The sequence below is a fragment of the Mycolicibacterium austroafricanum genome, from assembly GCF_902705885.1.
GTDB classification, from domain to species: Bacteria; Actinomycetota; Actinomycetes; order Mycobacteriales; family Mycobacteriaceae; genus Mycobacterium; species Mycobacterium vanbaalenii_A.
Map to the genome: position 1 here is coordinate 42,292 of NZ_CACSIP010000002.1, position 12,857 is coordinate 55,148.

Here is a 12,857-nt window from a genome sequence, read left to right on the forward strand (position 1 = left end):
AGTTCAGCCTGTAAATCTGCGGGTCGTGCCTTCATCGGTGCGGCAGTGGGCCCGCCAGTCCGCGCGGCAAGGTGTCCCACAGCCATCGTGCCGCACTGCCGATCTCGGAAAACTGCAGCGCCACACCGTCCGCGGCGCGATAGCGCGGCGGTGCCTCGGTGAAGCCGTGGATCCGGGTGAGCGTGTCGCCGTTGATCCGTAGGATCTGACCGGTCAGCCAGGCGGACTCCACCGATTGCAGCCACGCGACCACTGCAGAGCTGCGACCGGGGTCCAGCGCGGGATCGTCGGCTCGGTCGGCCAAGAGCTGCTCGCTCATCCGCGACATTGCCAGCGGCGAGATCGCGTTGGCGGTGACACCGTAGCGGTCCGCCTCCAGCGCGACCGCTGTGGTGAAGTTGGCGACCGCGGCCTTCGCCGCACCGTAGGCACTCTGCCCGATGTTGCCCCAGAGCCCGGACCCCGACACCGTATTGACGACGCGGGCCTCGATTCGGTTGCCCGCCTTGAACTGGTTGCGCCAATAGTTGCAAGCGTGGTGGGTCACGGCCACCGTTCCTTTGAGATGGACGGCAATCACTGCATCCCAATCAGATTCAGTAGTGCTGACAACGGTCGCGTCGCGCAGGATCCCCGCATTGTTGACTACTCCGGTCAGGGTGCCGAACGTGTCGATGGCGGTGTGCACCATGTCGGCGGCGTCATCCCAGATAGCCACCGAGCCGGTGTGTGCGATGGCAGTGCCCCCGGCTCGTTCGATCTCGTCGACGACTGTCCCTGCCAGCCTGGCGCCCTCGGAGCGTCCTTCGCCGTCGCGACCGACTCCGGGATCGTTGACTACGACTGCGGCGCCGAGTTGCGCCAGCGCATGGCAGTGGCTTCGGCCGATCCCACGGCCGCCACCGGTGACCAGGACGACGCGACCGTTCAGTGGTGCGGGCACGACCATCTCCTTTGTGGGCAACGAGCTCATCGTGGTTCTTTCGGTAGCCCGAGCACCCGCTCACCGAGAATGTTGCGTTGAATCTCGCTGGTGCCGCCGAGGATGGTCTGCGCCCGCCCCACCAGCATCGCGTGCACGATACGAGCGTCGCCGGTGCTCGCAGGCGCGGTGCAGGCATCAGTGCCCAGCACCTCGGTGGCCAGGTCGGCCAAATCACGATCGGTTTCAGATGTCATCAACTTGAGTACCGAGAACGCCGGCGAGGCAAGGTCACCGGCATCGATCGCACGCTCCCAGGTAAAGCGCAGCAGCCACATTCGGGACCAGATCCTTGCCATCGCGCGGGCCAGCACGGGGTCGAAGAGGCCGCGCTCGCGCGCCGCGTCCACCATTTGTTCGCGCAGCCGAAACATCGCCACCGCCTGACAGCCGAGCGTGAGGCGTTCCCGGCCCAGGGTCATCATCGCGATCGGCCACCCCTGACCGGCCTCGCCGATGAGGGCGTCGGGGCGAAGTTCCACGTCGTCTAGGAAGACTTCGTTGAACTTGCTTTCGCCGTCGATCTGTTTGATGGGGCGGACGGCGACTCCGACGGCGTCCATCGGCACGATGAACATGCTGAGACCACGGTGTCCCTCAGCTCCGGTGCGGGCCAGCAGTATTCCGTACTGAGCGGACTTCGCCGCCGAACTCCATACCTTCTGACCGTTGACGCGCCAGCCCGACTGGGTCCGCACCGCGGTAGTTCGCACGGCGGCCAGGTCGGACCCTGCGTCGGGCTCGGAGAACAGTTGGGTCCAGATATCGTCACCGAGGCGGATCCGTTCCAGATAGCGCTGCTGCTGGTGGTCGCTGCCGAAGGCGATCAGTACCGGACCCACCAGGTCGATCGCCGTGATCGCGAGCTGGCGTGGAACGTCGGCGCGCGCGCATTCTTCGGCGAAGATGGCCTGGTGCAACACAGATGCGTCGGCGCCACCGTGTTCGGTCGGCCAGTGCAGGCCGGCGTAGCCGTGCTCGGCGAGGTACTTGTGCCAGCTGCGCCCCGGCTCGATATCTGCCTCGGTCGGCGTCGGTCCGTAGTTGCGCAGACCGTCGGGACGCGGTGCGGAACTGAGGAATTCGCGGATCTGGGCACGTAGCGAATCGATGTCCACGTCATTGGCTACCGACATCTTTGTCTCCTCGTCGTTTTCGGACCGTGCTCGCCGAACGTGTGGGGGGCACGTCGTGGTGATGCCGACGTCACCTAGGACAGCCCGGCCTCGGCGGCGAACCTGTCCCAATGGACGGCCGGGGAGCCGAAGATGACTTCGTCGGTGCGTGCCCGCTTGAGGTACAGGTGTGCGGAGCCCTCCCAGGTGAAACCGATCCCACCGTGAATCTGCAGGTTCGCGTGACTTGCTGCACGCAGGGATTCCGAGCACACCGCCTTGGCCATGCTCGAGCGCCAGCCCAGCTCGGCTACTGAGCCGGTGGGCTGGTCGTCGGCGGCCTGCAGCGCCGCCTGGGATGCTGACCGGGACCACTCGAGGTCGACCAGCATGTCCGCGCAACGATGTTTGACAGCCTGGAAACTGCCGATGTGCCGGCCGAACTGGCGGCGGGTGGCCGCGTAGTCGACGGCCAGTTCGAGAACCCGCTCATTGGCTCCCGCCTGCTCGGCCGACAGCACTGCCATGGCCTTGCGGATACGGTTGTTGATCAGTTGTTCCACCGGCTTGCTGGTATTGAGGGGAACTGCACGCACCCCGTCGAATCGAATGGTCGACATCGGTCTGGTCGCATCGAGAACGGGTTCGGCCTCACGGGTGAGGCCGTCGGAGTCTGCGTCGAGCCAGAAGACGGCTGTATTGTTGCCCTCGGTCGCTGCGACGACAAGGTCGTCGGCTGCCGTGCCGTGCAGAACGTGTCGGGCCGAGCCGGACAGCACGTAGTCTCCGCGGCGACCGGGCGCCGCGGAGACCGAATTCTCGCCCGGGCGACGAGCACCACCATCGCGACTGAGTACGGCTGCAGCTGTGCGTTCGCCGGTTGCCAGCGCCGCGAGTCGTTGTGCGTCCGGTGGTGGGTCGCTGCCTATGCAGTCCAGAACCAACCCGGTGGCCAACACCACAGACGCCAAGAACGGCACCGGCGCCAATGTCCTGCCGAGCTCATGGCCCACGACTCCCAGGGCGCCGACGCCGAATCCCGCGCCGCCGAGGTGTTCGGGCACCGCGATGGTGCCGACACCGATCTGCGTGCACAACACTTCCCACAGCTCAGTGTCGAACCCCTGTAGGGCGGATCCGGTTCGGCCGTAAGCCACCTCACGGACACGGTGCTCGGGCATCAAACGCTGGCAGACCGCCCTGGTGGCACTGGCGAGGTCGGCGGCTTCCTCGCGGCCCAACGTGTTCAGGGGCGCCTCCCGGCCGGTCGTCCCTGGCGAAATCGTCTGAGTGGCGCACGCATCAGGCGGGACAGCGGCGTCGTTGGCAACCCTGGCCGCAGGGCGAATGCTGTGTACCTGCTGAGTCATAGGCAGAGATAAACACGTATCTGTTTGGGCAGCAAGCGTAGTCGCGCTACTGGCGGAAAGTCTCCCGCCAGCCGGTCGGTGCCTTGCTCACGGATGCAGATGGCTATAAGCATGTCGAGTGCGCCCAACCGGGTTCAGGAGAGAGAAAGGTGAAGGCGCGTATGGACAGATCGCCGTACCGGACCGACCGTTCGTTGCGCGGCCGCGTTGTCGTGGTGTCGGGTGCTAGTCGCGGAATCGGGCGCGATATCGCGATCCGGGCCGGGGCTGATGGCGCCAACGTGGCGCTGCTCGCCAAGACGGACACTCCGAATCCGAAGATCGCGGGCACTCTCGCCGAGACTGCAAGCGCAGTGCGCAGTGCCGGCGGCCAGCCGTTGGCGATCACCTGTGACGTTCGCGATCCTGACAGCGTCGCCGGCGCCGTCCAAGAGATCGTCGCCGCCTTCGGCGCCGTCGACGTCCTGGTCAACAACGCCGGGGCGCTAGATCTGCGGTTGACATCCGCGCTACCACCGAAGAGCTTCCGCCGCCTGCTGGCCGTCAACGTCGAGGGTCCATATGCGCTGGTGCACAGCGCGTTACCGCACCTGAGAAGGTCTTCCAACGCGCACATCGTCAACGTCTCGCCGCCCTTGAACCTCTCGCCTGCGTGGCTGTCTCCTCATGTCGCCCACACCGTGGGCAAGTACGCGGAGAGCCTGCTCACGCTGGGTTGGGCGGCTGAGTTCGCGTCAATCCCGATCGCCGTGAACTCCTTGTGGCCGGAGACCACCGTGGCGAGCACCGGGATGATGGCTGCGATGGGCGAGGACGTGGTGCGTTCTCAGGCCCGTAGCACCCAGATCATGGCCGACGCCGCACACGCGCTGGTGACGCGGCCAGCTGCCGAGCACACGGGACAGTTCCTGACTGATGCCGAAGTCCTACGGGCCGAGGGTATCGAGGATCTTTGTGCCTACCGGTTAGCAGCCTGCGACGAAGACCTGACCCCCAACTTCTACCTCGCCGCGGCGCCGTTGTAACTCCGGGCGGAAAGTCTCGCTCCGTGATGGGCTGGCGCAGTCGGACTGCTGGGTTTCCCGGCTTTCCTGGTAGTCGAATTGGGCCTGTCGGCGGCCGGCCAGTGGGTGACGGGTCGCGGTGGCCGGCTCCCAGCGCCACGCCTGCTGTGCCACAGCGTTGTCCATGCTTGTGCCCAGGGGCAGTGCAACGGTAGGTCCGGGGCTGGTCGTCGGTGTGGGCGATCGCTGCGCACAAGACGCCGGGGTGAGCGAAGCGACGGGGGATGCCCAGGCTCAGTTCGCGCTGGGGCGGCCTTCGGGACCACGTGATCTCCGGGAAGCGTGCCCGCGGGCTGTTGTGAACACCCTCAAGTCTGTCAGTTCATCGATGGATCGAGGCTGAGGCGGTGGCGTGGCCTGCACCCGGCGTCTTTCGGACCTGCAACGCCGTAGGTGTTCTGGCAAACAACGTTGTGGAACTCAGTAGCTGGCCGATACACGTCGGGGCGCCCACGGGTGCGCTCTGGCAGGTGAGGTCCAGCATCGGCCACTCGCCCCCCTCGGTCGCCACGATCGGCCACTGAGATATCCCTGGACAGAACGAAATCACCAGCATCGCCCGGTCGTCTTGCGGATCGTCATAGCAGTTCATCGCGCTCTAACTGTACCTAGTGTGATTTAGACCGCACCGTTGTGATATTACTAGCAGTAATGTATTTTCGGTAGACGCCGCGGTGGTCAGGCGGTGATGTGAGACGGAGGTAAGGATGTCTGCACAACTTCAGGACTGCCCCCCGGCGGCCGGGATCGACCGAGTCGATCTCATCCTCAACGCCTTCACGGGCCCAGGTCAGCTAACATTGGCGCAGATCGCACGCCGGACCGGGGTGCCGCGCTCTTCGGTGCACAGGATGCTGGAACGGCTTGTTCACCTGGGCTGGCTGAGTCGTAGCGGCCACCAGTACAGGCTGGGGCTGCGACTATTCGAGCTGGGAACCCTGGCGGTCCAGCAGGACCGCCTACATGCCGCGGCCCTTCCGTATCTACGAGAGTTGCGACGGCTGACCGGTCACACTGTTCATCTTGCGATCCTGGATGGCGACCAGGTCATCTACCTGGAGAAGATGGACGGGTCGTTCGGTGTTGACATTGACACTCGAACGGGCGGTCGCCGGTCTGCGGCGACAACCAGCGTTGGAAAGGTGCTGGTAGCCAACGCAGTCGGAGCAGCAAGCGGACTGGGGGCGCCGCCGGACGGGCGACTGCCCGACGCCGAGAGCGCTCGGAGCCGCCGCGAGCATGCGGCAATACGCCTGCACGGCATCGCCTTCGACCGCGAGGAGACGATGCCGCGAATGGGCTGTGTCGGTGCGCCCGTGGGGTTCAAACGCGATGTCGTCGCGGCGATTTCGATCTCTGGACCGGTAGAAAGACTTGCGATGGACGGCAAGACGATCAACCTGGTCCGCCTCACGGGCTCACAGATCTACAGCAAGCTGGGGCGCCGGCAGCTTGCGATCTGATTCCACGCTGTGCCGGCACGCGATCGACCGCGGCGGCGATCAGGTCCTGAAATCGAACGGTCAGTAATGCAAAGGGTCTCATGTCAGCTATGTCAGAACATGGTTCTTGTGGAACGACACACCGAGCATCAGATCAGTATCCAGTGGCTGGAGGACGCCGAGACTGTATGCCTGGAATTCGCGCGGCGAGCCGGCTGCGGCGAGCACAGTCCGAATGTCGTCGCCTGCGCGGCCCTGCGGCTCACGATCGCGCAGGAGGTCACGCGCAATGCCATCGGCATCACCCCCAGGACACATCCGCCCACGCCCACCGCTGGAGGGGCGTCGTGATCGGACTCCAGCATTGGGGCGTGATGGCGGTGCGCCAGAGCGGAGGATGTCGACTGTGACGGATGCTGAGTGCAGCGTTACCGTCCGACTGGCGGGTGCAGAGTCGACCGCACCATGGCCCAGGGACACAGTGCTTTTGGACGCGCTGACACAGGCGGGTATTGATGTACCGTTCTCCTGCCGCGAAGGTTCTTGCTGTGTCTGCGTGTGTCGTGTCCTGGATGGGCGTGTCACGATGCCTGGCGAGAACGCGCTTGAACAATCCGACATCGCGGACGGCTATATCCTCGCCTGTCAATCGCTTCCAGATTCCGACACGATATCCGTCACCTACGATGACTAGCGGCCAGCAGGGGGCGGAATCGGTGCCCCGTCGCTTCTCGAGTGCGGAGATCAAGTCGGCCTTCGGTCACTTCAGCACCGGAGTGACCATCATTACAGGCCAATCAGACGGCATGCCACAGGGGTTCACCTGTCAGTCGTTCGTGGCGCTGTCCATGGATCCCACCTACATCGGGTTCTGTCCGGGACGCTCGTCGACGAGTTGGCCCCGGATCCGGCCGTCCGGCGCGGTCTGCATCAACATCCTCGCCAGTGATCAGGAGCCATTGTGCCGCACATTCGCCGATCGGCGTCAGGACCGGTTTGCGCACGTGCTCTGGCGACCCGGGCGTAACGGGGCACCCGCGTTCGATGGTGTGCTGGCGCGGATCGAGGCGAATGTGGTCAACGAGATAGAAGCCGGTGACCACACCATCGTGGTCGCGGAACCGACCGAGTTCTGGGTGAGCCCGGCGCGTTCGCCGTTGCTCTACTACCGCGGCGCCTTCGGGTGTCCACACGATGCGACCGGCGTCGGCGCCTGACGTTCCGCCGGTCCGCCCGTCGTGATACCGACGAACACCTTATGAGTTGCGAAGGAGCAATAATGCTGGTCCCGACAAGACCATCAGACGCCGACCACCGTCGTGCCGGGTTCTGGGAGGACCGGACGTTGTCGTCGTTCCTCGCCGAGGCCGCTGACCTGCACCCGGATGCCATCGCTGTCAGCGACGGCGTGCGTCCTTTCAGCTACCGGGAGTTGCGCGATCGTGCTGCTGGGCTGGCATCTGCGCTACCGGAGTACAGGGTGCGGGCCCACGACGTGGTGACGGTATTTCTGCCGAACTGGCCCGAGGCCGTCGAGGTGATCCACGGCGCCACCTGGGCCGGTTGCGTCATCAATCCAGTGGTGACCACATATCGGCACGCCGAACTGTCGTTCATTCTCCAACAATCCGGAACCCGTGCCATCTTCATTCCGCATGTGTTCCGCGGATTCGACTACGTCGCGATGCTCGACGAGATGGTGACCGGGATGGTCGACCCGCCGACGGTGATTGTGGTTCGTCCGCAAGGCGAATTGCCGCCAGGGTTTGTCAGCTTCGACGAACTCTTGGGGCGGCAACCGATTGCGGCGCCGATCGGCAGCCCTTCGGACATCTGCCTCCTGCTGTACACGTCGGGTACTACGTCGGAGCCCAAAGGTGTTCTGCACAGCCATCAGACTGTGATCTGGGAGATGCGGTCGATAATCCGCGAGTTGGGGCTTCGTCATGAGGGTGACCGCACGTTCATGGCGTCACCGGTCGGCCATCTGACCGGAATCGTCTACGGTGTCTACCTTCCCACGCTGCTGCAGCAAAGCGTATCCCTGCTCGATGTGTGGGAACCGGACGCCGCGGTCGACATCATCGAGCGTGACGCATGCCGGATCAGCCTCGGCGCCACACCATTCCTGCGCGGCCTGACCGTCGCTTACACCCGGCGAGGGATGCCCTCGAGCCTGCGCATCTTCCTGTGCGGCGGCGCCGATGTCCCGCCCGACCTCGTGGTCGAGGCTTCCGGGGTCCTAGACGCGGTGGTGACGCGGACCTATGGCTCCAGTGAGTTGCCGACCTACAGCGTCTCAGGGGCTGCGGCCCCGATCGATCGCAGGGCCTGCACCGACGGGCTACCCATCTACCCGGCGGAGGGCTACCTGATCAATGAGCGCGATGGTGTCGGCGAACTAGCCGTGCGGGGTCCCGAGCTATTCCTCGGCTATCTCAACAGTGCCTTGAACGAGGCGGCGTTCACCGTCGACGGATATTTCAGAACGGGCGATCTCGTGGAGATCGACGACGCCGGTGCGCTGACGGTTCGCGGCAGAGTGAAGGACATCATTGTCCGAGGCGGTGAGAACATCAGCGCACTCGAGGTCGAGACCCACTTGAGGGAGCACGACGCGATCGAGGACGTGGCAGTAGTCGGCTATCCCGATGACACGATGGGTGAACGTGTCGGGGCGTTCCTGGTGCTCCGGCCGGGTACGGCGCCGGCAGGTGCACCCTCGACCGAGAACATCGGCGCATTCCTTCGGGTTCGCGGTCTAGCCGCGCACAAGCGCCCGGAGACGATCGAGATCGTCGCGGAGCTGCCCCGCACCGCCAGCGGCAAAGTGCAGAAGCAACTGCTGAGACAGCGGTTATCAAGCCAATAGCGGGATACGGCCCGGACATCGAGTTGCCACTAGCGGATCCGGCCGGCGTTCGGCGGCACGTCCGAGTCGTCATCGACTCTGTCGGAGAACATCGGTGCCTCAAACCACTCGGGGAGAGCCGTTGGCTTCGAATACCGTTCGGCTGCGAGATCGATGTCCTTCAACAGTTCGATCGCCAACGTGCGTTCGGCGGCGTAGTAGCGCTCCGACCAGCGCAGCGCGACCCATACATAGGCGAAATACGGGTCATTCGCTGCGAATTGGGCGTAGTGCGCAGCCTGGCGCGATTGCAGGTCGGCCCTCTCGATGTGCTCGACCAACATGGACTTCAGGATCTCCGGCTGATTGAAATGACCAAGCATGACCCGCATCAGCATCGGGTGTTTCAGCACCGGTCGCTCGACGGGAGCGTTCTGCGACCAGCCGGCCAACGCCCGTTCACCGGCGGCGGTGATGCGGTACAGCCGCCTGTTGCGCGCATTTGTCTCGTCAGGCAAAGCATCGCGTGAACTGACGAGCCCCAGTTTCTCGAGACGCTTGAGCTCTGTGTAGACCTGGCTGAAGGATGGGCTGAGATTGAAGAATCCCGGGCCGAAGTCGGCCCATTTTTTCACCTGATACCCGGAAAGCTCCTTGCTGTAGGACACAATACCGAGAACGGTCCACCCATTGGGGTTCAGTGACGGGTGGTCATCAGCTTCGGGGGCCGCTTCACTCATTATCGGAATAATACACCAGTACCTGATCACCAGAGTTGACAGTGCCTTGGAACGGATCCTTCATTCGCCTGTGGATTCGACCAAACCCGCCGTGTGACCAGTGCTGAGAAAAGGCGATTCTTCCTCGCTGAGGCTTAGTGAAGCACTCACTCCACCGGTCGTGACAAGAACTCGATCACCAGCCTTTCGAAGGCCTCCTTGCGTTCGATCTGTGCCCAATGGCCGCATCGGGAGAAGACATGCAACTCGGCGTTCGGCAGCTGGCGGAATGGAAACAGGCCCCCTTCGAATGGGAGCATCCGGTCATCGCGGCCCCAGACGATGAGGGTGGAGGTGTGCAGGTCTTTCGCTCGTGCCCACAATGGGGGCAGGGTGTTGAGGTCGGGGTCGTTGAAGGTGGCGAATATCGCCGCCGTGTTCTCGATCGCACCCGGGCGCAATGCGTTGGTCATCCGCTCATCAAGGAGCTCGTCGGTGATCAGGGCTGGGTCGCTGACCATGGTGTCGACCCAGGCCGCCATCCGCGGCCGGGTGGGATCGGCAAGGAATTCGAACAACCGTCGAGCGCCCTCACTGACCGCGGGCGAGAACGTGTTGACTGCTAGGCCGCCGGGTCCCATGAGAACCAGGCGCCGCACCCGCTCGGGGTGGGCGAGCGCGAACTCGGTCGCGACATTGCCCCCCATCGAGTTTCCGATGATATCGATTGCGGGAATCTGCAGCTCGTCGAGAAACCAGCGCACCGCATCTGCTGCGACTCGGGAATACGCGTCCTCCCAGACAACAGCCGGACTCGCCCCAAATCCGGGCATGTCCGGGCACAGCGTGCGAAAAGTCCGCGCAAATACCGGAATGTTTCCGGAGAAATTGGACCAGGCGCTGACACCGGGTCCTGATCCGTGCAGAAAAAGAATCGGCGCGCCATTTCCGGCGTCGTGATAGTGCAGGTCGTATTCGCCACTTATTCGGCGACTGCTGTTCGCGTGAGTAATCGTATCTTGCATATCCACTGGTGCGCTCCAGAGATCGTTCGCTGTCGAGTAAAAGCTACCCATTCTGACACCACAGGGAAAGGGGTTCCCGTTCAGCGGATGAGTCGTTCCGCCCACCGGGAACAGCATTGTTCTTGGTGGGCGGCCCACCGCACGCTACGAAGCCAGGCCTGTGCGCGGCTCGCCTCGGTCCGGAGAAAAAGAAGGAATCCAGCAAATGACGGTGTCCCATCCAGATGTTCTGGCACCGGCGCAGTTGGGTCCACTGCGGCTTCGCAACCGGGTCATCAAAGCGGCCACTTTCGAGGGCATGACCGCCGGTGGGGTCGTCAGCGAGAACCTCATCGACTATCACCGGCGGGTCAGTGTGGGTGGCGTTGGCATGACGACCGTCGCGTATCTGGCGGTGGCGCCCGAGGGGCGCACCGAGGAGGGCCAGATATGGATGCGCCCGGAAGCACTGCCCGGGCTAGCCCGCCTGGTCGAGGCCGTCCGCGCCGGCGGAGCGGCGGTGTCAGCGCAGCTGGGTCACGCGGGCGCAGTGGGCAATCAAGCGCTGACCGGCTACCGGGCGTTGGCGCCCTCCGTCTTCGTCAACCCACTGAGTCTGCGGGCGGTAAGCAGCGCGTCGAAAGCCGACATCGAGCGAATTCGGCTTGCCCATGCGGATGCGGCACGGATGGCGGTCGGCGTGGGATTTGATGCCGTTGAACTCCACTTCGGCCACAACTACTTCACAAGCTCGTTCCTGAGCCCGGTTCTCAACCGTCGCCGCGACGAATTCGGTGGTTCATTGGCCAACCGCGCACGCGTCGCCCGGGAGACGGCGAGATCGGTTCGAGAAGCAGTCGGCCCGGACTGCGCGGTGCTGGCGAAGTTCAACATGGACGACGGTGTTCCCGGCGGCCTGCGCACCTCGGAGGCCCTCGAGGTGGCCAAGTGGCTAGAAGAGGACGGGGCTCTCGACGCGTTGGAACTCACCGTTGGGAGTTCACTGCTCAACCCGATGTATCTGTTCCGCGGCGACGCGCCAATTCGCGAGTGGGGCGAGGCCATGTCGCCGATTGTGCGGCTCGGCCTCAAACTCTTCGGCAGGGCATTTCTCAAAAGCTATCCATACAGCGACCTCTATCTGCTCGAGCAGGCGCGCACGTTCCGGTCGGAGATCGCCATGCCGCTGATCTTGTTGGGTGGGGTAACGGATTTGGTGTCGATGAGGACCGCCATGCAGGAAGGATTCGAATTCGTCGCGATGGCGCGGGCGCTACTACGCGAGCCCGAACTCATCAACCACATCGCGGTTGATGCGGACAGCGCGTCGCCGTGCATCCACTGCAACAAATGCATGGCGACCATCTACTCCGGAACTCGGTGCGTTCTCACGACGCCGCCGCTGCCCGGCCAGAGAAACACAGAAAGGTCGAACAGATGACCTTGAAGAACACCCGATCGGCAATACCGTGGCGTCGTTGATGGCCGGGGGTCCAGTCCTTCTGGACCTCGAGGACAACGGGGTCGCAACCATCCGGTTGAATCGGCCCGAGGCAGCCAACGCCATGGACGTGCCTCTGCTCAGCGCCCTACACGCCGCACTGCTGCGGTGCCACGCCGAACCTGGTGTGCGTGTGGTGGTTCTCACCGGTTCGGGAAACAATTTCTGCTCCGGTGGTGATGTCGGCGACTTTCTGGCCCACGCTGATCGGTTGCCGAGTCACATCAAGGAAGTGTCGAGCTGGTTCCAAACTGTGTCGTCGATGCTGATCGGGCTCGACGTTCCCGTGGTGGCGGCGGTCCAGGGTTATGCAGCCGGCGGGGGCGGTCTCGGCCTGGTCGGCAGCTGCGACTTCGTCATCGCCGGAGAGTCAGCAAGATTCATGTCAGGTGCGGTGCGGGTGGGAATGATCCCGGACGGTGGTCTGACCACGGTGCTCACTCAACTTGTCGGTCTGCGGAAAGCCTTCGAGCTCACGCTCACCAACGTCACGATCGACGCCGACGAGGCGTTGCGCATCGGTTTGATCACCAGGGTCGTCCCCGACGATGCACTGATGGACGAGGCTTTGGCTCTGGCCCGCTCGCTGCTGGCGATGGCGCCGATGGCGCTGGCTGAGTGTAAACACCTGTTGTGGAACGGGATCGGATCGACCATCGCGCACGCACTGACCGAGGAGGCACGCGCGGTGATACGGCTGGCAGGTACCCGTGACTGTATCGAGGGGCTGCACGCGGTGGCAGACCGTCGCCGTCCGGCGTTTGGCGGAAGATAGCCGGCAGAAACAGCGGAACTCAGCCTTGCCCACG

General features: G+C 64.0%; 13 protein-coding genes. 8 read left to right on the top strand and 5 right to left on the bottom strand.

All coding sequences use genetic code 11. The annotated features are described in order from the left end of the window. Positions 1-31 precede the first annotated feature (31 nt). The 3 genes from BEMPMBAN_RS02840 to BEMPMBAN_RS02850 form a co-directional block, all read right to left on the bottom strand. Positions 32-943: an SDR family NAD(P)-dependent oxidoreductase gene (locus BEMPMBAN_RS02840; protein WP_425294918.1), complete on the bottom strand. Its 912-nt coding sequence runs from the start codon at positions 941-943 to the stop codon at positions 32-34. 26 nt (positions 944-969) lie between these two features. Beyond that, positions 970-2,118: an acyl-CoA dehydrogenase family protein gene (locus BEMPMBAN_RS02845; RefSeq protein WP_159228874.1), complete on the bottom strand. Its 1,149-nt coding sequence runs from the start codon at positions 2,116-2,118 to the stop codon at positions 970-972. A gap of 74 nt (positions 2,119-2,192) precedes the next feature. Further along, entirely contained in the window at positions 2,193-3,467 is a 1,275-nt protein-coding gene (locus BEMPMBAN_RS02850; RefSeq protein ID WP_159228875.1) for an acyl-CoA dehydrogenase family protein, read from the bottom strand. Between the two features lie 161 nt (positions 3,468-3,628). Here BEMPMBAN_RS02850 and BEMPMBAN_RS02855 point away from each other — a divergent pair, with 161 nt between their 5' ends. The 6 genes from BEMPMBAN_RS02855 to BEMPMBAN_RS02880 all read left to right on the top strand — a co-directional run bounded on the left by BEMPMBAN_RS02855 (position 3,629) and on the right by BEMPMBAN_RS02880 (position 8,845). Beyond that, on the top strand, positions 3,629-4,492 hold the full coding sequence (locus BEMPMBAN_RS02855) for an SDR family oxidoreductase (RefSeq protein ID WP_159228876.1): 864 nt from the start codon (positions 3,629-3,631) through the stop codon (positions 4,490-4,492). 746 nt (positions 4,493-5,238) lie between these two features. Continuing rightward, positions 5,239-5,994 (top strand): IclR family transcriptional regulator, encoded by a 756-nt coding sequence (locus BEMPMBAN_RS02860; protein WP_159228877.1) that lies wholly within the window; start codon positions 5,239-5,241, stop codon positions 5,992-5,994. Between the two features lie 108 nt (positions 5,995-6,102). Continuing rightward, on the top strand, positions 6,103-6,324 hold the full coding sequence (locus tag BEMPMBAN_RS02865; RefSeq protein WP_159228878.1) for a hypothetical protein: 222 nt from the start codon (positions 6,103-6,105) through the stop codon (positions 6,322-6,324). Between the two features lie 46 nt (positions 6,325-6,370). Further along, positions 6,371-6,667, top strand: a complete 297-nt coding sequence (locus BEMPMBAN_RS33080) for a 2Fe-2S iron-sulfur cluster-binding protein (protein ID WP_425294919.1) — start codon at positions 6,371-6,373, stop codon at positions 6,665-6,667. Next, positions 6,660-7,190, top strand: a complete 531-nt coding sequence (locus BEMPMBAN_RS02875; RefSeq protein WP_159228880.1) for a flavin reductase family protein — start codon at positions 6,660-6,662, stop codon at positions 7,188-7,190. Before BEMPMBAN_RS33080 ends, BEMPMBAN_RS02875 begins: the two co-directional genes overlap by 8 nt. A gap of 62 nt (positions 7,191-7,252) precedes the next feature. Beyond that, positions 7,253-8,845 (top strand): AMP-binding protein, encoded by a 1,593-nt coding sequence (locus tag BEMPMBAN_RS02880; RefSeq protein WP_159228881.1) that lies wholly within the window; start codon positions 7,253-7,255, stop codon positions 8,843-8,845. 29 nt (positions 8,846-8,874) lie between these two features. Here the strand turns inward: BEMPMBAN_RS02880 and BEMPMBAN_RS02885 are convergent, their stop codons facing one another. Together BEMPMBAN_RS02885 and BEMPMBAN_RS02890 are read right to left on the bottom strand one after the other, a co-directional pair. Continuing rightward, positions 8,875-9,564 (bottom strand): PadR family transcriptional regulator, encoded by a 690-nt coding sequence (locus BEMPMBAN_RS02885; RefSeq protein ID WP_159228882.1) that lies wholly within the window; start codon positions 9,562-9,564, stop codon positions 8,875-8,877. Between the two features lie 146 nt (positions 9,565-9,710). Continuing rightward, a complete protein-coding gene (locus BEMPMBAN_RS02890) occupies positions 9,711-10,619 on the bottom strand; it encodes an alpha/beta fold hydrolase (protein WP_234897268.1) in 909 nt (302 codons plus the stop codon). Between the two features lie 154 nt (positions 10,620-10,773). Here BEMPMBAN_RS02890 and BEMPMBAN_RS02895 point away from each other — a divergent pair, with 154 nt between their 5' ends. Together BEMPMBAN_RS02895 and BEMPMBAN_RS02900 are read left to right on the top strand one after the other, a co-directional pair. After that, a complete protein-coding gene (locus tag BEMPMBAN_RS02895; RefSeq protein WP_159228883.1) occupies positions 10,774-11,988 on the top strand; it encodes an NADH:flavin oxidoreductase in 1,215 nt (404 codons plus the stop codon). 40 nt (positions 11,989-12,028) lie between these two features. Next, on the top strand, positions 12,029-12,823 hold the full coding sequence (locus BEMPMBAN_RS02900) for an enoyl-CoA hydratase/isomerase family protein (RefSeq protein WP_159228884.1): 795 nt from the start codon (positions 12,029-12,031) through the stop codon (positions 12,821-12,823). The last annotated feature ends 34 nt before the right edge of the window (positions 12,824-12,857 follow it).